A 26295-nucleotide genomic window follows, 5' to 3' on the forward strand; every position below is an offset into this window, starting at 1 on the left:
GACAAGTTTGTGCGCACCCCGGGCGATCCGAGCAACGCAGCGTGCCCGCAGGGACAGCGAATTCGGCTCGCCTTTCATTTGGGTACTTTTCTTTGGGCGAAGCAAAGAAAAGTGCCTCGGCCGCCGGGCCGAGACCCGGCCTGCCACGAAAGAAGAAACATCATGCGAAGCCTACAATTTCATAACCAACCCAAGCAAAAGAAGCCATGACCACCCCCCCCGACCTCACCACCATCCCCCCCCGCGACAAAGCCGAAATCCTCGCCCAGGCGCTGCCCTACATCCGCAAGTTCCACGGCAAAACCATGGTCATCAAGTACGGTGGCAACGCCATGACCGATCCGACCTTGCAACAAGACTTTGCCGAAGACGTGGTGCTGCTCAAGCTGGTCGGCATCAACCCGGTGGTGGTGCACGGGGGCGGGCCGCAGATCGAGACGCTGCTCAAGCGGCTGGGGAAGCAGGGGCAGTTCATCCAGGGCATGCGCGTGACCGATGCCGAAACCATGGAGGTGGTGGAGTGGGTGCTGGCTGGGGAGGTGCAGCAGGACATCGTGGGGCTGATCAACCAGGCCGGTGGGAAAGCCGTGGGGCTGACCGGGCGCGACGGCGCCATGATCCGCGCGCAGAAGCTGCGCATGACCGACCCGAAGGACCCCAGCCTTGAACACGACGTGGGCCAGGTCGGCAACATCGTGAGCATCGACCCCAGCGTGGTGAAGGCCTTGCAGGACGACCAGTTCATTCCCGTGGTCAGCCCGATCGGTTTTGGTGAACAGAACGAGAGCTACAACATCAACGCCGACGTGGTGGCCGCCAAGCTCGCCACCGTGTTGCAGGCCGAGAAGCTGCTCATGCTCACCAACATCCGCGGCGTGCTCGACAAAGATGGCCAGTTGCTCACCGAACTCACGCCCCGGCGCATCGACGAGCTGGTCGAAGACGGCACCATCTCCGGCGGCATGATCCCCAAGATCGCAGGTGCGCTGGACGCCGCCAAAAGCGGTGTGAATGCGGTGCACATCATCGACGGGCGCGTGCCGCATGCGCTCTTGCTGGAGGTGCTGGGCAACGAGCCGTTCGGCACCATGATCAGGAGCCATTGACCTCCTGGGTGAGGGCCGTGGCGGTGCGCGGAATGCGATTGCCCACTGACATCGGGTACCCCGCCCCCGTTGGGTTTGTTGTGCCTTGTTGATGTGCGAAAATTCGTAACAGGACGACAAGCCATGGCCCGCAGTGTGGCCACCGGCACCCATCAGCACCCACCGATCGGACCGCCTGCCCATGACCTCCCATGTTCCCGAGTCTCCGTCTCCGCAAGACGCTGCAGCGATTGAGGCAGCCAGCGTGATCGAAGCCGCAGCCCATGTCGACGCGGGCACCCGAAAACGTCCCAAACCCGGTGAACGGCGCGTGCAGATCCTGGAGGCGCTGGCCACCATGCTCGAGCAGCCCGGCGCCGAACGCATCACCACCGCCGGCCTCGCAGCGCGGCTCGACGTGAGCGAGGCCGCTCTCTACCGCCACTTCGCCAGCAAGGCGCAGATGTTTGAAGGGCTGATCGAGTTCATCGAGCAATCGGTGTTCGGCCTGATCAACCAGTTGGGGGAACGCGAGCCCGACGCCAATGCGCGCTGCCGCAAGCTCGTCACGCTGCTGCTGCAGTTCGGCGAGAAGAACCCCGGCATGACGCGTGTGATGGTGGGTGATGCTCTGGTGTTCGAAAACGAGCGCCTGCAACAGCGCATGAACCTGTTCTTCGACAAGATCGAATCGGCTTTGCGTCAAAACCTGCGCGAAGCGGCCGTGGTGGCCGGCGTGGCCACCCCCACGGTGGACGCGCAGGCCGATGCGTCGGTGGTCACCGCCTTCTGTGTGGGCCGCCTGCAGCGCTTTGCACGCAGCGGTTTCAAACGCCCGCCCAGCGAAAACCTCGAACACAGCCTGGCGCTGCTGCTGCCGGTGACGCGGCTCTGACCGAGCGCGACTTGCTCCGCGCATCCTGGGTGCCGGTGCAACTGGCCGAGGGCCTGTCGATCTGGTTGCACCCCTCGGGTGCGGCCTTCCTCCCCGAACACGCCGCCCTGCTGGTGGCGGACGCTCACCTCGGCAAAGCCGCGAGCTTTCGTCGCCTGGGTGTTCCGGTGCCTTCCGGTTCGACCGCCACCACGCTCGAAGCGCTGGGCGATGCGCTGGCCTCACTGGGCGGCACACCGCTGCACCACCTCGTGTTTCTCGGCGATCTTCTGCACGCCGCGCGCGGACGCAGTCCAGAGCTGAGCCGGGTGGTCGGGCAGGCGCTCACTGCGTGGCGCGCCCGCCGTCCAGGCCTGTGCGTGCATCTCGTGCGCGGCAACCACGACCGCGCCGCAGGTGATCCACCCCCCGAGTGGGACATGGCACTGCAGGCAGAACCATGGCCGATGGGTCCTTGGGCGCTGTGTCACGAACCACAGCTGGTGGCGGGCGCCTACACCCTGGCTGGCCACCTGCATCCTTGCATCGGCTTGCGAGGCGGCGCGCGTGAGCGCCTGCGCCTGCCGTGCTTCTGGTTCGGCGACCCAGCCCACCATGCGATCGGCGTGCTGCCCGCCTTCGGCGACTTCACCGGCATGCATCCGATCCAGCGGCGAGCGGGCGACCGGGTGTGGGCGGTGGCGGATCAGGCGGTGCGCGAATTGCCCGAGGCCTTGCGCTGAGTTTCTAGGGCCACAGGCCTAAACAAAGTCCCCACAAACCCCGCCGGAGGTGCGCACAGACCGGGTTTTGCGGTAAAAATAGAACGACCGTTCGATTATTGGCATACTTCACCCCCACCCCTACCACCCTCACGCATGAGCACCACCCCCACCGCCCGCCGTCCGCGCGCCGACACCTCGGCCCACAAGCCGCTGCAAAAAGGCCAGCAGACCAAGGCCGCCATCGTCGATGCCGCGCTCGGTCTGGCCACGCAGATCGGGCTGGAAGGCTTGTCGATCGGGGCGTTGGCCGAGGTCATGCAGATGAGCAAGTCGGGCGTGTTTGCCCACTTCGGCTCGCGCGAGGAGTTGCAGATTTCGGTGGTGCGCGAGTACCACACGCGCTTTGAAGAAGAGGTGTTTTACCCCGCGATCAACGCGCCGCGTGGCCTGCCGCGCCTGCGCATGTTGTTCGACAACTGGATGAAGCGCACCTCGGTGGAAATCGATTCGGGCTGCATCTACATCAGCGGCGCGGTCGAGTTCGACGACCGCCCCGGCCCGGTGCGTGACGCGCTGGCGAGCTCGGTCAACACCTGGCTCAGCGCCATGCGCCGCGCGGTGGAAATCGCCATTGAAGAAGGGCATCTCGCGCCCGACACCGACGCCGCGCAGATGGCGTTTGAAATCCACGCGCTGATCCTCGCGTTGCACTACGAGGCGCGCTTTCTGCGCAGCCCCGACTCGGCCAGCCGCGCCGTGCGCGCGTTCGAGAACATCGTCACCCGCTTCGGCAACCCGCAGGCGCCCGCGCCCCGCAAGACAGCCACCAAATCCCCAGCCGCTGCACGCACGCAGGGCTGATTTCCCTTTCGTTTTTTCGCAAACCCAGCACAGGAGTTTCCCCATGCCCGTTTACAACCCGCCCCTGCGAGACATGCAGTTTGTGATGCACGAAGTGCTCAAGGTCACCGACGACCTCAAGGCCATTCCGGCCCACGCCGACATCGACGCCGACACCATCAACGCGGTGCTCGAAGAAGGCGGCAAGTTCGCCTCCCAGGTGATCTTTCCGCTGAACATCAGCGGCGACACCGAGGGCTGCAAGCTCGACCAGAAGACGCACGAAGTCACGACGCCCAAGGGCTTCAAGGAAGCCTACAAGACGTATGTGGACGGTGGCTGGGCGGCACTCTCGTGCGATCCCGCGTTCGGCGGGCAGGGCCTGCCGCTGGTGGTGAACCAGTGCATGTACGAAATGATGAACTCGGCCAACCAGGCCTGGACCATGTACCCCGGTCTCACGCACGGCGCCTACGCTTCGCTGCACACCTTCGGCACCGACGAGCAGAAGGCAACTTACCTGCACAAGATGACCAGCGGCGAGTGGACCGGCACCATGTGCCTGACCGAACCGCATTGCGGCACCGACCTGGGCCTCATGCGCACCAAGGCCGAGCCGCAGCCCGACGGCACCTACAAGATCACCGGCAACAAGATCTTCATCAGCGCCGGTGAACACGACATGGCTGAGAACATCATCCACCTGGTGCTGGCCCGCCTGCCCGATGCGCCTCCCGGCATCAAGGGCGTGAGCCTGTTCATCGTGCCCAAGTTCAACGTGAACAAGGACGGCACCCTGGGCGAGCGCAACGGCATCTACTGCGGTGGCCTGGAACACAAGATGGGCATCCACGGCAACGCCACGGCGCAGATCGTGATCGACGGCGCCATCGGCACCATGGTCGGCCAGCCCAACAAGGGCATGCAGGGCATGTTCGTGATGATGAACGCCGCGCGCCTGGGCGTGGGCAACCAGAGCCTGGGCCTGACCGAAGTGGCTTACCAGAACGCACTGGCCTATGCGAAAGACCGCATCCAGATGCGCAGCCTGACCGGGCCGAAGGCCAAAGACAAACCGGCCGATCCGATCATCGTGCACCCCGATGTGCGCCGCATGCTGCTCACCGCCAAGGCCTACGCCGAAGGCGGCCGCGCGCTGGCCATCTTCTGCTCGGTGCTGCTGGAGAAGGTGCACAACCACCCCGACGAGAAGGTGCGCAAGGACAGCGACGACATGCTCTCGCTGCTCACGCCCATCACCAAGGCCTTCCTGACCGACAACGGCTACAACGCCGCCACCCAGTGCCAACAGGTGTTTGGTGGCCACGGCTACATCAAGGAATGGGGCATGGAGCAGTTCGTGCGTGATGCCCGCATCAACATGATCTACGAAGGCACCAACACCATCCAGAGCCTCGATTTGCTGGGCCGCAAGGTGCTGGGCAACAACGGCGCCACGCTCAAGAAGTTCGGCAAGCTGGTGGGCGCGCTGGTGATGGAAGAGGGCGTCAACGAGAAGATGGCCGAGTTCATCAACCCGCTGGCCATCCTGGGTGAGCAGATCACCAAGTTCACCACCGAGATCGGTTTCAAGGGTCTGCAGAACGCCGACGAAGTGGGCGCTGCCGCGGTGGACTACCTGCGCGTGGCCGGCCACCTGGTGTTCGGTTACTTCTGGGCCCGCATGGCGCAGGTGGCGCTGCGCGAGATCGCGGCCGGCAACACCGACCCGTTCTACGTCGCCAAGCTGCAGACCGCGCGCTTCTACTTCGCCAAGCTCTTCCCCGAGACCGCGACGTTGATGCGCACCGCGCGAAGCGGCAGCAAAGTGCTGATGGACACGGACGCGGCCTTGGCATAAACCTCGGTTTTCCAACAACCATCAGGAGACCGCCATGATCAAGACCGTTCTGGGCACACTCGCCCTGTCGCTGGCTTCGCTGTCCGCGTTCGCGCAGATGTCGCCCGTGGGCCTGTGGAAGACCATCGACGACGACTCGAAAAAAGAGAAGTCGCTGGTGCGCATCAAGGAAACCAACGGGGTGTACAGCGGCACCATCGAGAAGCTGCTGGACCCCGACAGCAAGCAGGACGCGGTGTGCGACAAATGCACCGACGACCGCAAGGACAAGCCCGTGCTGGGCATGACCATCCTGCGCGGCCTCAAGCAAAGCGCCACCGACAAGGCCATCTACGAAGGTGGCGACATCGTCGATCCCAACAACGGCAAGGTCTACCGCACGCGCCTCAAGCCCGTCGACGAAGGCAAGAAGTTGGAGATGCGCGGCTACATCGGCCCGTTCTATCGCACACAGGTGTGGCTCCGGGTGGAGTGAGCGCGCCTCATCCAGTCAACATGGAAAAACAATGAACCGATTTCAAGTGAAGAAAGTCGCCGTGCTCGGCGCAGGCGTGATGGGTGCGCAGATCGCTGCGCACCTGGTCAACGTCAAGGTGCCTGTCGTTCTTTTTGATCTTCCGGCCAAAGAAGGTCCGAAGAACGGCATCGTCACGCGCGCCATCGAGAACCTCAAGAAGCTCAAGCCCTCGCCGCTGGGTGTGGCGAGCGACGTCGACCTGATAGTCCAGGCCAACTACGAAGAGCACATGGAGCAGTTGAAAGACTGCGACCTGATCATCGAGGCCATCGCCGAGCGCATGGACTGGAAGCTCGACCTTTACACGAAGATCGCGCCCTTCATCGCGCCGCACGCCATCGTGGCGTCCAACACCTCGGGCCTGTCGATCACGAAACTGTCCGAAGTGCTGCCCGAAGCGATCAAACCGCGCTTCTGTGGCATCCACTTCTTCAACCCGCCGCGCTACATGACGCTGGTGGAACTCATTGCCACGCCGACCACGCAGCCGCAGATCCTCAACGATCTGGAGAGCTTTGTGACCAGCGGCCTCGGCAAGGGCGTGGTGCGTGCGAAAGACACACCCAACTTCATCGCCAACCGCATCGGCATCGCCGGCATGCTGGCCACGATGAAAGAGGTGGAGAACTTCGGCCTGAGCTTTGATGTGGTCGACGACCTCACCGGCAAACGCCTGGGCCGCGCGAGCAGCGGCACCTTCCGCACCGCCGACGTGGTGGGCCTGGACACCATGGCCCACGTGGTCAAGACGTTGCAGGACAACTTGAGCATCGACACCGACCCGTTCTACGGCAGCTTCGGTACGCCACCGGTGCTGGCCAAACTGCTGGAGCTCAAGAACCTGGGCCAGAAGACCCAGGCCGGTTTCTTCAAGAAGGTCGGCCGCGACATCCTGCGCTTCGACCTGGAGAGCGAGGACTACGTGCCCGCGGGCGAAAAGGCCGACGAGGTCTACGGCCGCATGCTCAAGCGCCCGGCCGCCGAGCGACTGAAACTGCTGCGCAACGCCGAGGGGCCGCAAGGCCAGTTCCTCTGGGCGATTCTGCGCAACAGCTTCCACTACGCCGCCGTGCACCTGGCCACCATTGCCGAGACCGCGCGCGACGTCGACCAGGCCATGCGCTGGGGCTTCGGCATGAAGCAGGGCCCGTTTGAGCTCTGGCAGGAAGCTGGCTGGCTGGACGTGGCGAAGATGGTCCAGGAAGACATCGACGCCGGCAAGGCGCTGAGCAGCGCACCGCTGCCCGCCTGGGTGTTCAAGGGCCCGGTGGCCGAGGCCGGCGGCGTGCACACCGCGCAGGGTTCGTGGAACCCCAGCACGGGCACGTTTGATGCGCGCCGCCAACTGCCGGTGTACCAGCGCCAGCACTTCCCCGAGCTGCTGCTGGGCGAAGCCGGGCCAAAGTTCGAGACCGCGGGCACGACCATCGAAGAGAACGATGCCATCCGCATCTGGACGCTCGACGAGCAGGTGCTGATCGCCAGCATCAAGACCAAGATGCACGCCATCAGCCCCGAGGTCTGCGAAGGCCTGATGGCTGCGGTGGACCTGGCCGAAAAGGCATACCAGGGCCTGGTGGTCTGGTCGGGCGACGAACCGTTCAGCGCCGGCGCCGACCTGCAGGCCATGCTGCCGGCCTTCATGGCCGTGGGCGTGAGCGCGATCGAAGACGCCGAAGGCTTCATGCAGCAGACCATGCTGCGCCTGCGCTATGCCAACGTGCCGGTGGTCTCTGCCATTCGCGGTCTGGCACTCGGCGGCGGTTGTGAACTGGCCGTGTACAGCGCGCGCCGCGTGGTGCACATGGAGAGCTACATCGGCCTGGTGGAGGTGGGCGTGGGCCTGGTGCCCGGCGCCGGCGGCCTGACCTACATCGCGCGCCGTGCGGCCGAGAACGCCGAAACCTCCACCGGCAAAGACCTGTTGCCCTTCCTCACCGAAGGCTTCACCGCCGCGGCGATGGCCAAGGTCGGCACCAGCGCGCTCGAATCCCGCAAGCTGGGCTTCGTGCTGCACTCCGACGTGATCGTGCCGCACAAGGACGAACTGCTGTTTGTCGCCATCAACGAGGCCAAGAGCCTGTTCAATGGCGGCTACCGCGCACCGCACAAGCGCCTGTTCCCGGTGGCCGGCCGCGACGGCAAGGCCACCATTTTGGGCAGCCTGGTCAACATGCGCGACGGCGGCTTCATCAGCCAGCACGACTTTCACATCGCTTCGCTGATCGCGAACGTGGTGACCGGTGGTGATGTCGAACCCGGCACGCTGGTGAACGAGGACTACCTGATGACGCTGGAGCGCCGCGCGTTCTGTTCGCTGATCGTGCATCCGAAGACGCAGGAGCGGATTCTGGGGATGTTGAATACGGGCAAGCCGGTTCGGAATTGAAGTGATGTGGTTGGTGTGCGTGCCCCCATCCCAGCCTTCCCCCAGAGGGGGAAGGAGCAGCACCCCTCTCCGGGGGAAGTGCCTCACCCCTTCCCCCTCTGGGGGAAGGTAGGGATGGGGGCTCCCCGCCAGCCAACGAACCATGCAGAACCAAGCCACCCCCAAAGCCCAAGTCAACGCCCGCGCCCTGCGCCGGGACATGACCGACGCCGAGCGCAAGCTCTGGTCGGGGCTTCGGGGTGAGCAACTGGGTTTCAAGTTCCGCCGCCAGCACCCGCTGGGCAACTTCATTGCGGATTTCGCCTGCTTAGAGCCGAAGCTCATCGTCGAACTCGATGGCTCGCAGCATGCGGACAACCAGGCTTACGACCTGGCACGGGACGCGTTCTTCAAGGCCCAGGGCTTTGCCGTGATGCGCTTCCCGTCGAACGCACCGTTTCAGAACCTCGATGGCGTGCTGAGCGCCATCCTTCATCAACTCAATATGTTGGCGGGCGTTGCCCCCATCCCAGCCTTCCCCCAGAGGGGGAAGGAGCCAGAGACCGCACAAGGAGCGAAAGCATGAGCAAACACATCCAGGACGCCTACGTCGTCGCCGCCACCCGCACCCCCATCGGCCGTTCGCACAAGGGCTCGTTCAAGCACCTGCGCCCCGACGATCTGCTGGCGCTTGCGCTGCGCTCGGCGCTCAGCCAGGTGCCCACGCTGGACCCGAAAGCCATTGAAGACATCATCTGCGGCTGCGCGATTCCCGAAGCGCAGCAGGGCCTGAACGTGGCGCGCATTGGTGCCATCCTGGCCGGCCTGCCGCACAGCGTGGGCGGCATCACCGTCAACCGTTTCTGTGCCTCGGGCCTGTCGGCCCTGCAGATGGCGGCCGACCGCATCCGGGTGGGCGAGGCCGACGTGATGATCGCGGCCGGCACCGAGAGCATGAGCATGGTGCCCATGATGGGCAACTCGCCCAGCCTCTCGCCCACCATCTTCACCAACACCGACGATGTGGAAAGCTACGGCATCGCTTACGGCATGGGCCTCACGGCCGAGAAGGTGGCGCAGCAGTGGAAGGTCTCGCGCGATGCGCAAGACGCGTTCGCGGTGCAGTCGCACCAGCGCGCTGCGCTGGCCATGAAGAACGGCGAGTTCACCGACGAGATCACACCGGTGGAAGTCACCGAGCGCAGCGTCGATCTGGACAGCGCCGACGTCACCACCACCACCCGCACCGTGAGCCTGGACGAAGGCGCGCGGCCCGACACCTCGCTGGAAGGCCTGGCCAAGCTGCGCACCGTGTTTGCCGCGCGCGGCTCGGTCACGGCCGGCAACAGCTCGCAGACCAGCGACGGCGCGGGCGCGCTCATCCTCGTGAGCGAAGCCGCCCTGAAGCGCTACAACCTCACACCGTTGGCGCGTTTCGTGAGCTACGCCAGTCGGGGCGTGCCGCCGCACATCATGGGCGTGGGCCCGATCGAGGCGATTCCGGCCGCGCTGCAATACGCCGGCCTGAAGCAGGACGACATCGACTGGTTCGAGCTCAACGAAGCCTTTGCCGCGCAGTCGCTCGCGGTCATGAACACGCTGGGCCTGGACCCTAGCAAGGTCAACCCCATGGGCGGCGCCATTGCGCTGGGCCACCCGCTGGGTGCCACCGGCGCCATCCGCGCCGCCACCGTGGTGCACGCGCTCAAGCGCCACAACAAACGCTACGGCATGGTCACGATGTGCGTGGGCATGGGGCAGGGCGCCGCAGGCATCATCGAGCGCGTCTGATGGCTGCGCACGCCTTCGACACGGCCATTGCCCTGCAACCGCTTGGCGACGGGCGCTTCACCGGCAACACCTCGTCCGCCTACGCCAACATGGTCGGCCCGTTCGGCGGTGTCACGGCGGCCACCGCGCTGGGCGCTGTGTTGCAACACCCTGCCTTGCTGGGCGAGCCGGTGGCGCTCACGGTGAACTACGCCGCGGCGCTGGCTGACGGGCCGTTTGAAGTGACGGCCCGTGCTGCACGCACCAACCGGTCCACCCAGCACTGGGTGGTGGAGATCGTGCAGGCGGGCGAGGCCGTGCTCACCGCCACGGCGGTCACGGCCGCGCGCCGCGAGACCTGGAGCGTGGACGAGCTGACCGCGCCCGACATGCCCACACCCGACGCGGTCGGCAAGCCCAACATGGCGGCTCCGGTGGAGTGGGTGAAGCGCTACGACATCCGCATCACCGAGGGCGCGATCCCCACCGCGTGGGACGGCAGCGGTGACGCCAGCCGCACCACACTGTGGATGCGCGACGAACCCGCGCGCCCACTCGACTTCTGCAGCCTCGCCGCCATGGCCGATGTGTTCTACCCGCGCGTGTGGCTGCGCCGTGCCACGCGGGTGCCGGCGGGCACGGTGTCGATGACGGTGTACTTCCACGCCGGCGGCGCGCAGCTCGCGGCTGTCGGTGCCGGCTGGTTGAAAGGCCAGGCGCAAGCCCAGGCCTTTCGCAACGGCTTCTTCGACCAGACCGCCCAGGTCTGGAGCGAATCGGGCCAGTTGCTGGCCACCACGCACCAGGTTGTTTATTACAAGGAGTGACCGCCTTCAGGGGCGGCCGAGAAACAAGTACAGCCCGGTGTAGCCGCGCGGCGCGCTCACGATGCTCAGGTACAGCGGGCCGATGCCGGTGTCTGCGCCGACAAACAGGCTGCCCGCGCCGCGCAGTTGGCGCAGCGTGATGTCGCTGCGCTCGGTCCAGGCGTTGCCGGCTTCCAGCGAACCGCCCACGAACAAGGCGCGTGCCACGCCCGCCGACGAGGCCAGGCGCTGGTAGTAGGTGAGTCGGCCGAACAGCAGGTAGTTGCCGGCCACCTGCGCCGTGCGGTAGCCCGAGAGGTTCTGGAAACCACCGAGCGAGTACTCGTCGATGGCGGCCAGCGGGATCTGGTTGGTGTAGGCCAGGCGGCCACCCAGGTTGAAGGTGTGCACGCCCCAGGATTTCACGGCGGTGAAGGTGCTGTCCAGGCGGGTGAAGTCGGTGGTGGCGCCGCCGTCCACAGCGCGGCGACCCCAGGTCAGCTCGGCCTGGCCCCGGTAGCCGCGCGACGGGAAATTCGCGAAGTCCAGCTGATCGGCCACGATGGCCGCGCGCAGGCCGCGCTCGGTCCAGCGCACCGCCTGCGACGACACCGGCAGTGCGGCTGCGATCAGCTCGGGTTTGGCCCGCCGCGCACTCGCCACCACGCCCAGCCGCGCCTCGCCGATGGTGCCGCGCAGGCCGATGGGCCAGCCCAGATCGGCACCCACCTTCACACCGCGGCGTTGCACCAGCGCGAGCGCGTCGCCCGCGTCGCTGAACAGCTCGACCTTGTTGATGCTGGCGTCCACATAGGCCGCTGCGAAGCGATCACCGTCCGCCCCCAGGGGTTGGTACAGCTCGGAATACAGGCCCACCGTTTCGCCCAGCTGCACGCGGTTGCGCCATTCGGCACCGCTTTCGCTCAGCCAGTGGCGGTTGTGGCTGATGCGCAGGTTGAACGCGCCTTCGCCCTGAAAGTCGGTGCGCAGGTCCAGGCCCACGCGCAGGTAGTTCGGCCCCCATGCGTTTTCTCGCAGGTTGATCGTGAGGTCTTCCGTGCCGTTGTCTTCGCGCCGGGTCAGCGTGTAGTCGATGCGCTCGTAGTCGCCCGCTGCCGAGAGCTTCTGCAGATCGGCTTCGAGCTTGGGGACATCCACACGCTGGCCAGGCTCGGTGTCCAGCGCCCGGGCCAGGCGCGTTGCGCGCTCCTCGCTCACGCCTTCAAAGCGGATCGCGCCGATGCGGCCCACCTGGTCGGCGTTGGCCAGCGCCTGCGCGCTGCGCGATGCCACCCAGCGTGCGTAACGCGGCTCGTCCACCGCGAAGCGCGCCAGTGCCTCGCGCACCGTGCCGGCGTAGTCGTGGCCGATCTTCACCAGCGCTTCGGCCTTGTCGAAGTCGCTCGACGTGAGCTTGCCCAGCGGCGGCGCGAGCAGCAGGTCTTTCGGTGTGAGCGTGGCAATGCTGGCCTGCACGTTCTGCTCGGTCAGGATGTTGACCATCTGCGTGGTGACGCCCAGCACCGTGCCCAGCGTGTCGCGCCCGGCCAGCGGCGTGCCGATGTTCACCGCGATGATCACCTCGGCGCCCATGGCGCGCGCCACGTCCACCGGCAGGTTGTTCACCAGCCCGCCGTCGCCCAGGATGCGGTCGTTGATCGACAAGGGCGAGAACACACCGGGCACCGACATGCTGGCGCGCAGGGCCGCGGCCAGATCGCCCCGGTCCATCACCACCGCCAGGCCGGTTTCCATGTCGGTGGCCACCGCGCGAAACGGCGTGGGCAACTGGTCGAAACTTGCGAGGTGCCGGGTGGAGAGCGTGTAGCGGCGCAGCAGCACCTCCAGCGAACGGCTGGACACCGCGCCCGTGGGCAGGCGGAATTCGCCGTTGCGAAACCCGAGTTGCAGCACCGGCGAGAGCTCGAAGTCTTCTTCCTTGCGGCGTTGCGACAGCAGCTGGCGCGGCTCGCGGCTGTTGAACAGGCCGCCCCAGTCCACTGCCAGGATCTCGCGCTCCAGGTCGTCGGCCTTCATGCCGCTGGCGTACAAGCCGCCGATGATGGCGCCCATCGAGGTGCCCACGATCATGTCCACCGGCACCTGCGCGGCCTCCAGTGCCTTGAGCACACCCACGTGCGCAAAGCCGCGTGCCCCGCCGCCCGAAAGCACCAGCGCCACGCGCGGGCGTTCGCTGGCGGTGCTGCCTTGCGCCGCCGCGGGCAACGGCCCGAACAAGGTCGCCAGCGTGGCGAAGACGAGGGGGATGAAACGGGAACGCATGCAACACCTGTGAGCAGAGGCGGCGCGCGGGCGCCGGGATGCGGCCAAGTGTAGGCGGGGCATCCACCACAAAACGCCGCCGATACATGCTGTCACGCAGCCGTCAGGGCTGGTGAGCGCGACCCAGAAAAGCACGCCCGTTCGTGGTAATTTGCGGCTTCCCTTTTGCCCACCGAGAGACACCCCATGAGCGACATCCTCGTCCACACCGAAGCCGGCGTCTGCACCCTCACGTTCAACCGCCCCGACAAGAAGAACTCCATCACCGCCGCCATGTACGGTGCGCTGGCCGATGCGCTGCAGGCCGCGCAGGACGATGCGCAGGTGCGCTGCGTCGTGTTCCAGGGCAACGAGGCCATCTTCTCCGCCGGCAACGACATCGCCGACTTTCTGAACAACCCGCCCGCCACCACCGACTCGCCGGTGTTCCGCTTCCTGCGCGGCATTGCGCAGTTCCCCAAGCCGCTGATCGCCGCCGTGTGCGGCCCGGCCGTGGGCGTGGGCACCACCCTGCTGTTCCACTGCGACCTGGTGTACGCAGGCGACAACGCCGCCTTCTCCATGCCCTTCGTCAACCTCGGTCTGTGCCCCGAAGCTGCGTCGAGCCTGCTGGTGCCGCAGATGCTGGGCTACCACCGCGCGGCCGAAGCCCTGCTGCTGGGCGAACCCTTCATGGCCGAGGCCGCGTTGGAGGTCGGCCTAGTCAACCGTGTGTTGCCGCCGCTGGAAGTGGCCGGCTACGCCCAGACCGTGGCCCGCAAGATGGCCGCCAAACCCATCAGCTCGCTGATCGAGACCAAACGCCTGATGAAAAAAGGTCAGCTCAAACAGGTGATGGACGTGATGGCCGAAGAAGGCGTGAGCTTCGGCCGCATGCTCGGCGAGCCAGCGGCCAAGGAGGCGTTTGGTGCGTTCATGGAGCGCAGGAAGCCGGATTTCTCCAAGGTGTGAAATGCAACAGGGCGGTCAAGCCGCCCTGTTGCATGGGTGAAGTCGCCGCGCTGCGGCGACGTCGATCTCAGACTTTGCGCCGACGAGCCGCAGCCATGCCTACCAAGGCCAGGCCCAGCAAAGCGATGCTGCCAGGTTCCGGCACATCGAACACCTCGGCAGCCGTGCCCTGCACGCCGACCGTGAACCCATTCCAGTACTCGTTGCTCAGGCTGCGCCAGCTGACCGTGTCGAACGTGCCGGTGAAGCGCAGAGTGCCGTGCGGCTCGCCGGTACCGAGCAGGCGGTATTCCATGACGCCGCCGACATCAACGATCTCTTTGTACGAGGTGCCACAACCCCAGTACCCGCAGGCGTTGCCGTTGCTGGCGTCACCGAAGCTGAGGATGTCGAAGTCCTGGTCGAAGGCATACCCATTGCCATTCAGGCTGACATAGGCGAACACCGGATTGGCAATGGCTTGGGAGAAGCGGAGGGTCTGTGAACCCGCGAATTGCAAGGCAATGATGTCGCTGCCCGTCGGGCGGTTGTCCACGAGCGCGCTGGTGAACGGCGAGGTGGAGGCATCGCCACCGGTGTAGTAGTCGGTGCCGACAGTGGACTGGTAGAAGCCGACACCGTTGCGGTTGGTGTAGGTGACCGTGACCGAGCTGGTGGTCGTGGTGATGGTGCCCTGGGCCTGGAAGCCGGGGGAGGCGGGGTCGAGGTCGCCGCCGGTCCAGTCGGTCCAGAAAATGGGGGCTGCCACAGCGAAAGCCTGGGTGGATGCGAGACCCAGTGCCAGCGCGCTGCGGATCAAGGTGTTTTTCCAAAGAGTCTTCATGAATGTTTGTCCGTGTTGTCAGGCCCCGACCGGGCGGTGTAACCATCTGTTAGCAAGGACTGCGCCACTGAGTGCCACGCCCCGGGGAGCTGTTGATCAGCGCCAGGTCGACCATATGTTTGTAAGTTTTTTCGACACTGGCGCACCCCTTGCCGCCGCGCTCATTCGAGGTCGGGGCTGGTGTAAGGTTGGCCGCCATGACCGATCCCACCGAACAAGCCAAGTCCCACTTTTTCGAAGGCAACGCGCTCTTTGAAGCCGGCCGCCTTGAAGACGCCGCCGCCCGGTTCCAGGCCGCGCTGGCGCTCGTGCCGGGGCGGCCTTCGGTGCTGGCCAACCTGGGTGTGACGCAGTGCCGCCTGGGGCGGTGGCTCGATGCGGTGGGCACGCTCACCCTGGCGACAAAAGCAGACCCTTCTCACCGCGATGCGTGGGTGGCGCTCGGCCTCTCACACGAAGCGCTGTCGCACTGGGCCGAGGCTGCTCACGCCCTGCACCAAGGCATTCGCCTGGGGGCCAACACCGGGCAGCTGTGGTTGTCGCTGGCCATGTGCCGCATGCGCCTGCAGCAGCCGGTCGAGACGCTGCACGCGCTCGACCAGGCCATCGCGGTGGAACCTACGCTGGCCGAAGCCTGGAGCCAGCGCGGCAGCCTGCTGCGCGACACCGGGCGCTTTGAAGAGGCCGCGCGCTCCTACGAGCAGGCGCTGGCCAACGGCGGTGACGAAACGCTCAACCGCTTTTATTTGTCGTCGGTGCAGGGCGGTGCGACGCCGGCCCATCCGCCGTCCTTGTACGTGGAGGCGCTCTTCGACGAGTACGCCGACGAGTTCCAGACGCACCTGGTCGAGCAGCTCAACTACCAGGCGCACACCACCCTGCTCGCGCCATTGCGCGCCAGTGGCCAGCGCTTCGAGCGGGTGCTCGATCTGGGTTGCGGCACCGGTCTGTGCGGTCGGCTCATCCAGGCGCAGGCCGGCGCGGTCGACGGGGTGGACCTGTCTGGCGCCATGGTGGCGCAAGCCCAGGCCAGCGGTGTTTACCGGCGCGTGGTTCACGGTGATCTGTTGGCGTTTTTGCGTGAGAGCACCGAGCCGGTGGATCTGGTGATGGCGGCCGACGTGTTCATTTACGTGGGCGCGCTCGACGCGGTGTTCGAAGCGGTGCGCGCTCGCCTGCAGATGGGTGCGTGTTTTGCGTTCTCGGTGGAGCTGGCCAGCGACGGCAGCGAACTCAAACTGCTGCCCAGCCTGCGCTACGCCCACTCACCGGCCTGCATCGACCGGCTCGCCGCGCTCAACGGCTTTCGCATTCGCCAGAGCTGGCAGGCGCCGCTGCGCGAAGACCAGAAAAAGCCGGTGATGGGTTTGTATGTGCTGCTGGAGCCGGTGGCCAGCGCCTGAACTTCAAACCACCTTCGCCGGGCTGTACCTGAACGTCGCCCGGATCACGCCGTGGTCGCCGGTGCCCAGGGCTTTGTGGTCGTCGAAGTTCAGGTGGTCGTTGTTGATCACCAGGCCGTCGAACATCCAGATCCGCTTCCTGCTGTTGTCGTAAAACTCCTGGCTCACCAGGATGTGGTCGAGCGACTCGCGGATGTCCTGGTGCACGTGGGTGTAGTACACGTCGCGGGTGTCGCGGTATTCCTGCAGGGTCTGCGCGGTGTAGAGCGAGGTGTCGCCGCCGCCCTTGCTCTCGCCCACCAGGTACATGGGCTGCTCGGTGAGGATGTTGGCGGTGTTGCTGTGCTGGCCGTCGTTGATGTCGCCGAGCACGATCACCGGCGTGTCGTTGCCCTTCATCTGTTCTGACAGCAGAAACCGCAGCGCCGTGGCCTCGGCGGTGCGCCGGATGGTGGAGATGGCCGAGCCCAGACCGGTGGCGTGTTTGCCGTAGAGCGCTGTGTCGGCCTTGAACCACTTCTCGTTGAAGACCTGCGTCGGCCCTTTGGACTTGAAGTGGCACACGTACACATGCACCTCGGGGCCCGGGTTTCGCGGCTGGATGGTGAAGTGCAGCACGGGCCGCGAGTAGCCCTGGATGTTCACGCTGATGCTGGGCGTTTGCGGGTCGTCGCCGGTGGAGCGCAGCACGAAGCCGGGTGGAAACTTCGTGATCCACTCCGGCTGGCCGGTGAGCAGGCCCTTGCGCACCAGGGCGCCGCAGTCGATGCGTTTGCCGTTGGAGTTGGGTGGTGCCAGGAGGTCGTAGCTGTCCACCACCCCGGCCGAGGTGAGCGCGCGTTGCACCGACACCGGGTTCCACATTTCCTGCAGGCCGAACACATCGGCGTCCAGCGACTGGAGCTGGTGCGCGGTCCAGCCGATCTTGCGGTCGTACTCGGCCTGGGTCCAGCCCGTCTTGTCGGCGTACATCGGCAGGCCGGGCTCGTTCAGGTTGTACAGGTTGAACGAGGCGATGCTGAGCTGTTTCAGGTTCATGGCGAGATCTCCGCTGGATCGGGATCACCACTGTGCACCTCTCAAGTGACAACGCCACCCCCGGATGAAGGAAAGCGCCAGGCGGTTCAGGCGTTGCGCCGCGCCACCCAGTAGGCCGCGCCCTCGGCACCGTAGCGCTCGGCGTGTGGCACGTGCGCGTCCAGCTCGAAGGTGTCGCCCGCCCGCAGGTGGCGCGTGTGCTCGCCCACCGTGAGCCACATCTCGCCGCGCGCCACCAGCGCATTGGCGGCAAACGGGTGGCTGTGGGTGTCGAGCACGGTGAGCGGTGCCCAAACGCGCTCCAGCACCTCGTCAAAGCCCTCGGCGAGGCGTTGCTGGCGGAAGGCGTCAAAGGTGGTGTTCATGGGCGGGATTCTCCGCAAGCAAGGCGGCGGGTCAAGCCCATGGGCGACGCAGCGGTGTCAGGCCAGCCGTGCAAGCTTCACTGCCATGGCCGAGCCGCTGCCCACCAGTGCGCACCACGCGCTCAGCAAGGCACCCGGTGGACGGGTCTGCAGGGTCAGGGCTTCGTCGCGGTGCGCCACCTCGTCGGCCTGGCACTCGACCAGCAGCGCGCGCAGCGCATCCACACCCGCGCGGCCTTCCAGGCGGTCGATCTGCTGCTGGTAATGGTGGTCCACAAAGGTCTCCACCGACGCGATGGTGGCGTGCACCGCGCGCGGCCCCACCAGCGCAGGCAGGGCACCGGTGAGAAAACCCGCCACGCGCCAGGCCGGCAGCAGCCAGCTGCGCCGGGCCCAGGGCAGCACCTCGCACACGCGCCGCAGGTGGTCTTGTTCGGTGGCGCCATGGCGCAGGGCGAAGGCCTTGAGCTCAGCGTCGCGCGTCACCAGCGCGATGCCGCGGTAGATCCACACCGCACCGGTTTCGCCCGCGTGGTCCGAGCGCAGCTCGGCCAGCATGTCGTCGGGCACGGCGGGTGCGTCAAGCCCGCGCGCCACACGCTGCATGGCCGGGCGCACGCGCAGAAAACCCACGTAGGCGCGCTCCATCAGCCACGGCGCGCTGGGCAAACGACCCAGAAACGCGAGCCAGCGCCAGCCCGGCAGGCGCGCCCACAGCGCCAGAAACGCCTCGGCACCACTGAGCAGGCTGCCGTCTTCGCGCTGCACGTGAAAGCGTGCGAGCAACGTGCTGCGCTCATCGGGGAGGGCGGTGTCCGGGGCGCTCACGTCCACCCAGCGCACCGGCTCCCGCGCCGCCAGGCCCTGATAGACGGCGATCTCGCGGCGGCACAGCGGGCAGTCGCCGTCGTACAGCACGGTCATGCAGCTTTCGGCGGGAGCGGGTTCAGACATGCGGCAAATCGTATCGGTGCGGGCCGCGCGCCGCACAGCCGCAGCCGATGACCCCAGGCGGTGCGGTGTCTGGAGGGCATGCGTTGGTCACATGCCCGTCTGGCAACGGGTGAGAGCGAACTTTCCTGCTGGAACGGACACGCAGCTTGCGCTGTTCTGTGGTCCTTTTGCACGGGTGTAAGTCCTCATGGCGCGTCGCCTGCCTGCCCGCCACACTGGCTCTCAACAACGAGTGTTCATGGACTCCAACCCCACCACGCGCACCGAGGTTGACACGCTGGTCATTGGCGCCGGGCCGGCTGGCCTGGCCACCGCAGCCTGCCTGGCGCAGCACGGCCTGCGAGCATGGGTGATCGACCAGGCGCGCGACGTGGGCTCCAGCTGGCGCCACCACTACGAGCGCCTGCACCTGCACACCGTCAAGACCCATTCCGCGCTGCCCGGCTTGCCATTTCCCGAGAGTGCACCGCGCTATGTGCCGCGTCAGGGCGTGGTCGATTACCTCGTGCGCTACGCCGATCGCCACGGTATCGAACCCGAGCTGGGTGAAGCCGTGCAAAGCATCGAGCCTGCGCCCGAGGGCTCAGGCTGGCTCACACGCACCGCGAGCGGGCGGCTGATCGCTGCGCGCCGGGTGGTGGTGGCCACCGGAGCCAACCGCCGCCCGCGCGCACCGGTCTTCCCCGGCCAGAGCCATTTTGGCGGGCGCGTGCTGCACAGCCGCGAATACCGCAATGCCCAACCGTTTGCCGGGCAGCGCGTGCTGGTGGTGGGCATGGGCAACACCGGCGCCGAGATCGCGCTGGACCTGGTGGAACACGGCGTGCGCGCCGCGCTGTCGGTGCGCTCGCCGCTCAACATCGTCTACCGCGATGTGCTGGGCCGGCCCACCCAGCTCTCCAGCATCCTGCTCAGCCGCTTGCCGCGCGCTCTGGGCGATGCGGCGGCCACGCTGTTGCGCAACCTCAGCGTGGGGGACCTCGGCCGTTACGGCCTGCACACCGCCACAGCCTCACCGCTGCGCCAGTTGCGCGAAGAGGGTAAGACGCCTGTGATCGACGTGGGCACCGTGGCGCGCATCAAGCACGGCGACATCCTGGTTTATCCCGGCATCCAGACCCTGCTGCACGGCGGTGTGCGCTTCACCGATGGCACCGAGCACCCGTTTGACGCGGTGCTGCTGGCCACCGGCTACGACGCTGCCTTGAGCGACTTGTTTCCCGCCACGCCCCTGCCGCTTGACGCGCGCGGCATGCCTGCCGAGGTGGTGGGGCAGGGCGCACTGGCCGGCGTTTACTTTGTCTGCTTTGATGTGCGCCAGCCGGGTGGTCTGCTGCGCGCCATTGCGGCGCAGGCGCAGCGGGTGGCGGATCACATTGCCGGGGCCCAGAGCGCTCAGCGCTGACCGATCTTCACATCGCCGAACAGCTGGTTCATGCCGCGCGGCTGGCTGCGCCAGTACTGCGGCGGGGCATCCACCTGCGCGCCGAGCTGGGCGGCGGCGTGCCAGGGCCAGCGTGGGTCGTACAGCATGGCGCGCGCCATCGCCACCAGATCGGCACGGCCGCTGGCGATGATGTCTTCGGCCTGCTCGGGTTCGGTCACCAGGCCCACGGCGATGGTGGGCAGGCCCACCTCGCGTTTCACCTGCTCGGCCAGCGGCACCTGGTAGTTGGGGCCGAGCGGAATCTGCTGCAGCGGCGAGATGCCGGCGCTGGAGACATGCAGGAAATGGCAGCCGCGCGCCTTGAGCGCGTTGCCGAACACCACGCTCTGCCCGGCATCCCAGCCACCGTCCACCCAGTCGGTGCCCGAGAGCCGCATGCCCAGCGCCATGTTGGCCGGCAGCACGGCGGCCACCGCGTCGAACACCGCGAGCGGAAAGCGCATGCGGTTCTCCAGCGAGCCGCCGTACGCGTCGGTGCGCTGGTTGGCAATCGGCGAGAGGAACTGGTGCAGCAGGTAGCCGTGGGCCGCGTGCAGTTCGATCGCGTCGATGCCGATGCGCTGGGCGCGCAGGGCCGCGTCCACAAACGCCTGCTGGATGCGCTCCAGGCCCGAGGCATCCAGCGCGTGCGGCGCTGCCTCGTGCGCCAGGTGGGGAATGGCCGAAGGCGCCAGCGTTTCCCAGCCGCCGTCGTCGGGGGCGATGAGTTGCCCGCCTTCCCAGGGCGCATGGCTGGAGGCCTTGCGTCCCGCGTGCGAGAGCTGGATCGCGATCGGCATGGCCGAGTGCTGGCGCACCTTGCGCAGCACCTCGCCCAGCGCGTGCTCGTTCGCCTCGTTCCACAGGCCCAGGTCGGTGGGCGAGATGCGGCCTTCGGGCGTGACCGCCGTGGCCTCCAGGATCAGCAGGCCCGCGCCCGAGAGCGCGAGATGCCCGAGGTGGATCAGGTGCCAGTCGGTGGCGTTGCCGTGTTCGGCCGAGTACTGGCACATGGGCGCGATCACGATGCGGTTTTTCAACCGCAGCGGGCCGAGGGCGAATGGCGAAAAGAGCTGGCTCACGGGGTTCCTTGAAACGGAGGGGAAACGGAAGAAAAAACGGGAGAAGGGGTGTGATTGGCGGGCTCAGGCGCTGCCCACTGCGTCGAACTGCAGGTGCTCTTGCACCCAGTCGGCCGCGTTGGCATAGACCTCACCTCGTGAACCGATGGCCACATAGTCGGGGTGGCGCACTTCGAGCGGACCTTCCAGTGTGGTCAGCAGCGCCACCGTGTCGGGCGGCACCTGCACCAGCCGGCTGCGCTCCACCTTGCGAAAGCGGCCGGGCCCGGCCGCCTCATACGTGCGCGCGAACAGGTCTTTCTTGATCGGCCAGGCTGCGCCATCGTCCTGCACCACCACCCAGTCCACGCCCGGCTCGGCGGTGAGATCGCCCCAGGCCAGCGAAAAGGTCTCCCGGCCGCGCGGCGCGCGAATGGCCACCGTGAAGCGACGCGACGCCGTGCGCGGCGCACCCCAGGTGGGCGGGATCTCGCTGGCGTGGCCGATGGGAGTTCGTTGTTCGGGCATGGTTCAGTTGGGCTGGAGTTCGTCGAGGATCTGAAACGTCAGGCCCGCACGTTCCTGCAGCCGGCGCACGAGCGTGAGCCCCATGGCCGCACCGGGCGTCCACACGCCGCCGGGCGTCATGTCGTGGTCGGTTTCGCGCGCCAGGCACAGCGCCGTTTCGCTGATGAGTTTGCAGGTGGAGCCGTAGCCCGGGTCGCGGTCGCCCTTCACGCTGGCCCGCAGGGTGCGCCCGTCGGCGGTCTGGCCGATGAACAGCACCTCGTAGCGGCCCTTCTCGCGTTGTTCTTTCGTCGGACCTTGCCCCGGCTGCGGCAGCGCAAAACGGCGGATGAGCGCGCGCGTGGGGCCAAAGGCCAGCAGTGCGTTTTGCACCCGTGTGTTGCGCGCGAGCGCCCTGGCGCGCTTCTCCCCACTCGCACCACCGCCGGTGAGCATGCGCTCGCTGTAGATGAAACCGGCGCCCCACGGGTGGCCACGCAGCGCGTGGGTGCGGTGCACGTTCTTGGTGTTGATCGGGGCCATCACGAACGGCCCGCTCCACGACTGTGCGAGTTCGTCAAACGCGGCGGTGCTGTCGTCGGGCTGCGGGGGGCCGCGAAAGCCGGGCGTGAGCGCAAACGGATCGGCCAGGGTGCGCGCCAGTGTCGGGTCGCGCCCGGCGGTTTCCAGCGTGGCCAGCAGGCTGGCCGCCGTGCCGCCCGAGAAGCCGCCCTTCATCACCTTCACCCGGCCGTGCACACGCACCAGCGGCGCGCCCAGGCGCTGCAGGGCTTCGTGCTGCAGGTAGACCACGCCGAGGTCGAAGGGGATGGAGTCGAAGCCGCACGAGAAGACGATGCGCGCGCCGCTGGCCACCGCCGGACCTTGCAGGCGCGGGATCATCTGCGCCATCCAGCCCGGCTCGCCGCACAGGTCCACGTAGTCGGTGCCGGCCTTCGCACATGCGTCCACCAGCGGCTGGCCATGCTGCTGGTACGGTCCCACGGTGGTGATGACCACGCGGGCCTGTGCCACCAGGTGCGCCAGCGCCTGCGTGTCGGTGGCGTCGGCCACCAGCAGGGGCAGGGCGGTGCAGATGCCGAGTTCATCGCGCACCCGGGTCAGCTTCTCCAGGCTGCGCCCGGCCATGGCCCAGGCCACGCCGCCGTCGGCACCGTATGTCTTGAGCAGGTGCTCGGCCACCAGCCGGCCCGTGAAGCCAGTGGCACCGAACACGATGATGTCGAAGGCTTTGTCCATGCGGCATGGTCGCAGAAACGGGCGTGAGGTCCAGTCGGTTTGTCTCCTTCGGAACACCCGGTTGGGCGTTGAGGCAGAAATCTGCACAATGGCCGGTGTGTTCGGTGGGTCCGGACCCCGAACCTGCCCTCCAACAGATCCTTTATGCGCCCTTCCACTGCCCTGAACGAAAACCGCGATGCCATCCGCGCCGTGGCTTTGAGTCACCGTGTGACCAACGTGCGCGTCTTTGGCTCGACGCTGCACGGGGACGATACGGAAGCGAGCGACCTCGATCTGCTGGTGGATCCCATGCCCGAGACGACGCTGATGGACATTGCGCGAATTCAGGTCGAGTTGGAGGGTCTGTTGGACGTGGGTGTTGATGTCCTGACGCCCAATGCCTTGCCGGCCAGCTTCAGGGACCAGGTGCTCAAGGAAGCCTTGCCCATATGACCCGGGCGCAAGCGCAGCGCCTGTCGGACTACCTGGCGCACATGGTGGACGCGATCTCGCGCATCCAGCGGTATGTCGATGGCATGACCGAGCAGTCCTTGATGGACGATGAAAAGACGCAGGACGCGGTGATCCGCAACCTCGAAGTGATGGGCGAGGCCGCGCGCAATGTGCAGACGCAATATGAAATCTTTGCCCAGGCCCATGCAGAAGTTCCATGGGCACTCATGTATGCCATGCGCAATCGGGTGGCTCATGGGTATTTCCAGGTGGACTGGGCCTTGATCTGGAAAACGATTCATCAGGATCTGCCGGAGCTGCGTCGGCAGATCGAACGGCTTCCGCGCAGCTTGTCCCCAGACTGAGTTCCCCGCGCTTTGGCGCGCGGCCTGTCGACGGCGCGACAGGTGGTTTCTATTTTCACAAAGCAAGTGCTTGTTGAAATTCAGCAGCACTGCTATGGTGGCCGCCATGAACCTGGACATTCCCGAACCCGTGGCCGCCGAGGTGGGTGCCGAAGCGCCGCGCCGCTCGCGCGGGCGGCCGCGCAAGACCGCCGATGAGCGCGACGATGGCAACCGGCGGCGCGAACTCGTCACCGGGGCGGCGCGGCTGTTTCGGGCGCAGGGTTTTGCGGGCACCAGCACGCGCGACATCGCCACCGCCGTGGGCATGCGCTCGGGCTCGCCGTTCTACCACTTCGAGAGCAAGGAGGCCCTGCTGGCTGCGGTGATGCTGGAAGGCATGCAGGGCGCGCTGCAGCGGCAGAACGCCGCGCTGGCCGGCCTGCCACCCGGCGCCGATGTGCGCGAGCGCATGCGGGTGCTGGTGCGCAACCACTTTGATGTGCTGCTCGGCCCCGACAGCGACTTCATCCCGGTGATGCTGTACGAATGGCGCTCGCTCGACGCCACGCAGCGCAGCGAGGTCAACCGCCTGAAGGACGACTACGAAGCGGCCTGGGTGCCAGTGTTCGAGGCACTGCACGCCACCCGTCAACTCGCGGGCGATCCGGTGCTCGCGCGGCTCATGATCTTCGGTGCGCTCAACTGGTCGGTGCAGTGGTACGCACCACCTTCGGGGCGCAGCGCCAGGGCCCGCGCGCGCGCCTCGCTCGACGACCTCACCACCTCGGCCTTGCAACTTTTTCTGAAGGAGCCGACATGACCACCGAACACAAACACTACCGCTCGGCGTTTGCCCCCGGCCTGTTGCACGGCCGCATGATCGTGGTCACCGGTGGCGGCTCGGGCATTGGCCGCTGCACCGCGCACGAGCTCGCCAGCCTGGGCGCGCACGTGGTGCTGATCGGCCGCAAGCTGGAGAAGCTGCAGGACGTGGCCGGCGAGATCGTGGCCGACGGCGGACGCGCAAGTTTCCACGCCTGCGACATCCGCGACGAGGCCGTGGTGCGCACCGTGGTCACGGCCATCGTCGGCGCGCACGGCCGCATCGACGGCCTGGTGAACAACGCGGGCGGCCAGTACATCACGCCGCTGGAGAACATCAGCGCCAAGGGCTGGCAGGCGGTGATCGACACCAACCTCACCGGCGGCTTTCTCATGGCGCGCGAGTGTTATGTGCAGAGCATGCAGGTGCATGGGGGCTCCATCGTCAACATCGTGGCCGACATGTGGGGCTCCATGCCCGGCATGGGCCACAGCGGCGCGGCGCGCGCGGGCATGGTGAACTTCACCGAGACCGCCGCGCTGGAGTGGGCCAAGAGCGGCGTGCGCGTGAACGCGGTGGCACCGGGTTACATCGCTTCCAGCGGCATGGACCACTACCCACCCGAGGCGGGGCCGATGCTGCGCGAGATGCGCGACACCGTGCCGGCCGGGCGCTTCGGCAACGAGGCCGAAACCTCGGCCGCCATCGTGTTTTTGCTCAGCCCCGCGGCGAGCTTCATCAGCGGGAGTGTGCTGCGTGTTGATGGCGCGCGCCCGCAGGTGCGCATGGGCTGGGGCCAGGTGGCCGCGCCGGTGGCCGTGCAGGACCGAGATGCGGTGAAGCCCTTTGGTGGGTTTCATCGTTATGTGACGCCGAAGGTGTTCCAGGAATGAAAAAACATCCGTTCGCCCTGAGCTTGTCGAAGGGCTCACCCACACCTGGGCCAGGGCTTCGACAAGCTCAGCCCGAACGGAGATCGGTGGATTCCCATGTTTGAATCTTCTTTCAACCCCCAGAGCCCGCAGGCGCTACAGCGCCGCGACGCCATGCTCGCGCGCATCACCCAGTTGCGCGCGCTCGAAGACCGCACCGCACAAACCTCGGCCAGATCCAGACCCGTGTTCGACAAACGCGGCCAGCTGCTGCCACGCGAGCGCGTGGCCCTGCTGCTCGACCCGGGCGCGCCGTATCTGCCGCTGTGTTCGCTCGCCGGCTTTCTGCAAGACACCAAAGACCCTGGGAAATCGGTACCCGGCGGCGGCATGGTGGCGGGCATCGGTTTCATTGCCGGTGTGCGCTGCATGGTGGTGGCGAGCGACTCGGGCATCGACGCCGGTGCCATCCAGCCGCGCGGGCTGGAGAAGATCCTGCGCGTGCAAACCATCGCGCTGCAGAACAAGCTGCCCTTTGTGCACCTGGTGGAGAGCGCCGGTGCCAACCTCATGAAATACCAAGTCGAAGGTTTCGTGCACGGCGGCGCGCTGTTTCGCAACCTCGCACGCCACTCGGCCGCTGGCCTGCCGGTGATCACCGTGCAGCATGGTTCGGGCACGGCGGGTGGGGCCTACATGCCGGGGTTGAGCGACGTGGTGATCATGGTGCGCGGGCGTTCACGCGCTTTTCTGGCGGGGCCGCCTTTGTTGATGGCGGCGACGGGCGAGGTGGCCACTGAAGAGGAGCTGGGTGGGGCGGAGATGCACACGGGCGTGTCGGGGTTGGGGGAGTATTTGGCGGAGGATGACCGGGAGGCGTTGGGGATTGCGCGGCGGTTGA

General features: G+C 66.7%; 27 protein-coding genes. 19 read left to right on the forward strand and 8 right to left on the reverse strand.

The features are described from left to right. The 11 genes from ACN4F8_RS15890 to ACN4F8_RS15940 form a co-directional block, all read left to right on the forward strand. A partial coding sequence (locus ACN4F8_RS15890; protein ID WP_419474444.1) for a hypothetical protein occupies positions 1–210 on the forward strand: 210 nt, incomplete at its 5' end. Continuing rightward, a complete protein-coding gene (argB, locus tag ACN4F8_RS15895; RefSeq protein WP_419474445.1) occupies positions 207–1106 on the forward strand; it encodes an acetylglutamate kinase in 900 nt (299 codons plus the stop codon). The genes ACN4F8_RS15890 and argB, both read left to right, overlap by 4 nt. A 181-nt stretch (positions 1107–1287) precedes the next feature. Further along, positions 1288–1980: a nucleoid occlusion factor SlmA gene (gene slmA / locus ACN4F8_RS15900; RefSeq protein ID WP_419474446.1), complete on the forward strand. Its 693-nt coding sequence runs from the start codon at positions 1288–1290 to the stop codon at positions 1978–1980. 11 nt (positions 1981–1991) lie between these two features. Beyond that, positions 1992–2702 (forward strand): ligase-associated DNA damage response endonuclease PdeM, encoded by a 711-nt coding sequence (pdeM, locus tag ACN4F8_RS15905; protein ID WP_419474447.1) that lies wholly within the window; start codon positions 1992–1994, stop codon positions 2700–2702. A 135-nt stretch (positions 2703–2837) separates the two neighbouring features. Next, the gene (locus ACN4F8_RS15910; protein ID WP_419474448.1) at positions 2838–3545 is read left to right on the forward strand and encodes a TetR/AcrR family transcriptional regulator; all 708 of its coding nucleotides are present in this window, start codon (positions 2838–2840) and stop codon (positions 3543–3545) included. Between the two features lie 43 nt (positions 3546–3588). Further along, the gene (locus tag ACN4F8_RS15915; RefSeq protein WP_419474449.1) at positions 3589–5385 is read left to right on the forward strand and encodes an acyl-CoA dehydrogenase C-terminal domain-containing protein; all 1797 of its coding nucleotides are present in this window, start codon (positions 3589–3591) and stop codon (positions 5383–5385) included. A 34-nt stretch (positions 5386–5419) separates the two neighbouring features. Next, the gene (locus ACN4F8_RS15920) at positions 5420–5860 is read left to right on the forward strand and encodes a DUF2147 domain-containing protein (RefSeq protein WP_419474450.1); all 441 of its coding nucleotides are present in this window, start codon (positions 5420–5422) and stop codon (positions 5858–5860) included. A 31-nt stretch (positions 5861–5891) separates the two neighbouring features. Further along, positions 5892–8291: a 3-hydroxyacyl-CoA dehydrogenase NAD-binding domain-containing protein gene (locus ACN4F8_RS15925; RefSeq protein WP_419474451.1), complete on the forward strand. Its 2400-nt coding sequence runs from the start codon at positions 5892–5894 to the stop codon at positions 8289–8291. Between the two features lie 142 nt (positions 8292–8433). Beyond that, positions 8434–8856, forward strand: coding sequence for an endonuclease domain-containing protein (locus ACN4F8_RS15930; protein ID WP_419474452.1), 423 nt, complete (start codon positions 8434–8436; stop codon positions 8854–8856). Further along, a complete protein-coding gene (locus ACN4F8_RS15935; protein WP_419474453.1) occupies positions 8853–10061 on the forward strand; it encodes an acetyl-CoA C-acyltransferase in 1209 nt (402 codons plus the stop codon). Before ACN4F8_RS15930 ends, ACN4F8_RS15935 begins: the two co-directional genes overlap by 4 nt. After that, a complete protein-coding gene (locus tag ACN4F8_RS15940; protein WP_419474454.1) occupies positions 10061–10867 on the forward strand; it encodes an acyl-CoA thioesterase in 807 nt (268 codons plus the stop codon). The genes ACN4F8_RS15935 and ACN4F8_RS15940 overlap by 1 nt, the downstream gene beginning before the upstream one ends. Before the next feature lie 6 nt (positions 10868–10873). On the opposite strand, the gene ACN4F8_RS15945 is transcribed toward ACN4F8_RS15940, so the two are convergent. Continuing rightward, positions 10874–13129: a patatin-like phospholipase family protein gene (locus ACN4F8_RS15945; protein ID WP_419474455.1), complete on the reverse strand. Its 2256-nt coding sequence runs from the start codon at positions 13127–13129 to the stop codon at positions 10874–10876. Positions 13130–13315: 186 nt separating this feature from the next. Between ACN4F8_RS15945 and ACN4F8_RS15950 the strand changes: the two genes are divergently transcribed. Further along, on the forward strand, positions 13316–14080 hold the full coding sequence (locus ACN4F8_RS15950) for an enoyl-CoA hydratase (RefSeq protein ID WP_419474456.1): 765 nt from the start codon (positions 13316–13318) through the stop codon (positions 14078–14080). Between the two features lie 67 nt (positions 14081–14147). Here ACN4F8_RS15950 and ACN4F8_RS15955 read toward each other — a convergent pair whose 3' ends face one another. Continuing rightward, on the reverse strand, positions 14148–14903 hold the full coding sequence (locus ACN4F8_RS15955; RefSeq protein WP_419474457.1) for a PEP-CTERM sorting domain-containing protein: 756 nt from the start codon (positions 14901–14903) through the stop codon (positions 14148–14150). A 197-nt stretch (positions 14904–15100) separates the two neighbouring features. Here ACN4F8_RS15955 and ACN4F8_RS15960 point away from each other — a divergent pair, with 197 nt between their 5' ends. After that, positions 15101–16306 carry a tetratricopeptide repeat protein gene (locus tag ACN4F8_RS15960; RefSeq protein WP_419474458.1) on the forward strand — a complete coding sequence of 402 codons (1206 nt, stop codon included), beginning with the start codon at positions 15101–15103 and terminating at the stop codon, positions 16304–16306. A gap of 3 nt (positions 16307–16309) precedes the next feature. On the opposite strand, the gene ACN4F8_RS15965 is transcribed toward ACN4F8_RS15960, so the two are convergent. From ACN4F8_RS15965 to ACN4F8_RS15975, 3 genes are all read right to left on the reverse strand, one after another. After that, a complete protein-coding gene (locus ACN4F8_RS15965; RefSeq protein WP_419474459.1) occupies positions 16310–17344 on the reverse strand; it encodes an endonuclease/exonuclease/phosphatase family protein in 1035 nt (344 codons plus the stop codon). 86 nt (positions 17345–17430) lie between these two features. Further along, positions 17431–17709 carry a cupin domain-containing protein gene (locus ACN4F8_RS15970; protein ID WP_419474460.1) on the reverse strand — a complete coding sequence of 93 codons (279 nt, stop codon included), beginning with the start codon at positions 17707–17709 and terminating at the stop codon, positions 17431–17433. Between the two features lie 57 nt (positions 17710–17766). Beyond that, positions 17767–18663 (reverse strand): demethoxyubiquinone hydroxylase family protein, encoded by an 897-nt coding sequence (locus tag ACN4F8_RS15975; protein ID WP_419474461.1) that lies wholly within the window; start codon positions 18661–18663, stop codon positions 17767–17769. Positions 18664–18901: 238 nt separating this feature from the next. Between ACN4F8_RS15975 and ACN4F8_RS15980 the strand changes: the two genes are divergently transcribed. Next, entirely contained in the window at positions 18902–20068 is a 1167-nt protein-coding gene (locus ACN4F8_RS15980; RefSeq protein ID WP_419474462.1) for a flavin-containing monooxygenase, read from the forward strand. Here the strand turns inward: ACN4F8_RS15980 and ACN4F8_RS15985 are convergent. From ACN4F8_RS15985 to ACN4F8_RS15995, 3 genes are all read right to left on the reverse strand, one after another. Beyond that, the gene (locus ACN4F8_RS15985; protein WP_419474463.1) at positions 20059–21171 is read right to left on the reverse strand and encodes an NADH:flavin oxidoreductase/NADH oxidase; all 1113 of its coding nucleotides are present in this window, start codon (positions 21169–21171) and stop codon (positions 20059–20061) included. The genes ACN4F8_RS15980 and ACN4F8_RS15985 overlap by 10 nt on opposite strands. Before the next feature lie 63 nt (positions 21172–21234). Continuing rightward, on the reverse strand, positions 21235–21678 hold the full coding sequence (locus ACN4F8_RS15990) for a hypothetical protein (protein ID WP_419474464.1): 444 nt from the start codon (positions 21676–21678) through the stop codon (positions 21235–21237). A 3-nt stretch (positions 21679–21681) separates the two neighbouring features. Beyond that, complete coding sequence (locus tag ACN4F8_RS15995) at positions 21682–22917, reverse strand: saccharopine dehydrogenase family protein (RefSeq protein ID WP_419474465.1); 1236 nt, start codon at positions 22915–22917, stop codon at positions 21682–21684. Positions 22918–23061: 144 nt separating this feature from the next. Between ACN4F8_RS15995 and ACN4F8_RS16000 the strand changes: the two genes are divergently transcribed. From ACN4F8_RS16000 to ACN4F8_RS16020, 5 genes are all read left to right on the forward strand, one after another. Beyond that, positions 23062–23352: a nucleotidyltransferase family protein gene (locus ACN4F8_RS16000; protein ID WP_419474466.1), complete on the forward strand. Its 291-nt coding sequence runs from the start codon at positions 23062–23064 to the stop codon at positions 23350–23352. Continuing rightward, on the forward strand, positions 23349–23717 hold the full coding sequence (locus tag ACN4F8_RS16005) for a DUF86 domain-containing protein (RefSeq protein WP_419474467.1): 369 nt from the start codon (positions 23349–23351) through the stop codon (positions 23715–23717). The genes ACN4F8_RS16000 and ACN4F8_RS16005 overlap by 4 nt, the downstream gene beginning before the upstream one ends. 106 nt (positions 23718–23823) lie before the next feature. Next, positions 23824–24519: a TetR/AcrR family transcriptional regulator gene (locus ACN4F8_RS16010; RefSeq protein WP_419474468.1), complete on the forward strand. Its 696-nt coding sequence runs from the start codon at positions 23824–23826 to the stop codon at positions 24517–24519. Next, positions 24516–25415, forward strand: a complete 900-nt coding sequence (locus ACN4F8_RS16015) for an SDR family oxidoreductase (protein ID WP_419474469.1) — start codon at positions 24516–24518, stop codon at positions 25413–25415. Before ACN4F8_RS16010 ends, ACN4F8_RS16015 begins: the two co-directional genes overlap by 4 nt. 96 nt (positions 25416–25511) lie before the next feature. Beyond that, the coding region (locus tag ACN4F8_RS16020; RefSeq protein WP_419474470.1) for a carboxyl transferase domain-containing protein at positions 25512–26295 on the forward strand (784 nt) is incomplete at its 3' end.

Source organism: Hydrogenophaga sp. (assembly GCF_048549895.1).
Lineage (GTDB): Bacteria > Pseudomonadota > Gammaproteobacteria > Burkholderiales > Burkholderiaceae_C > Hydrogenophaga.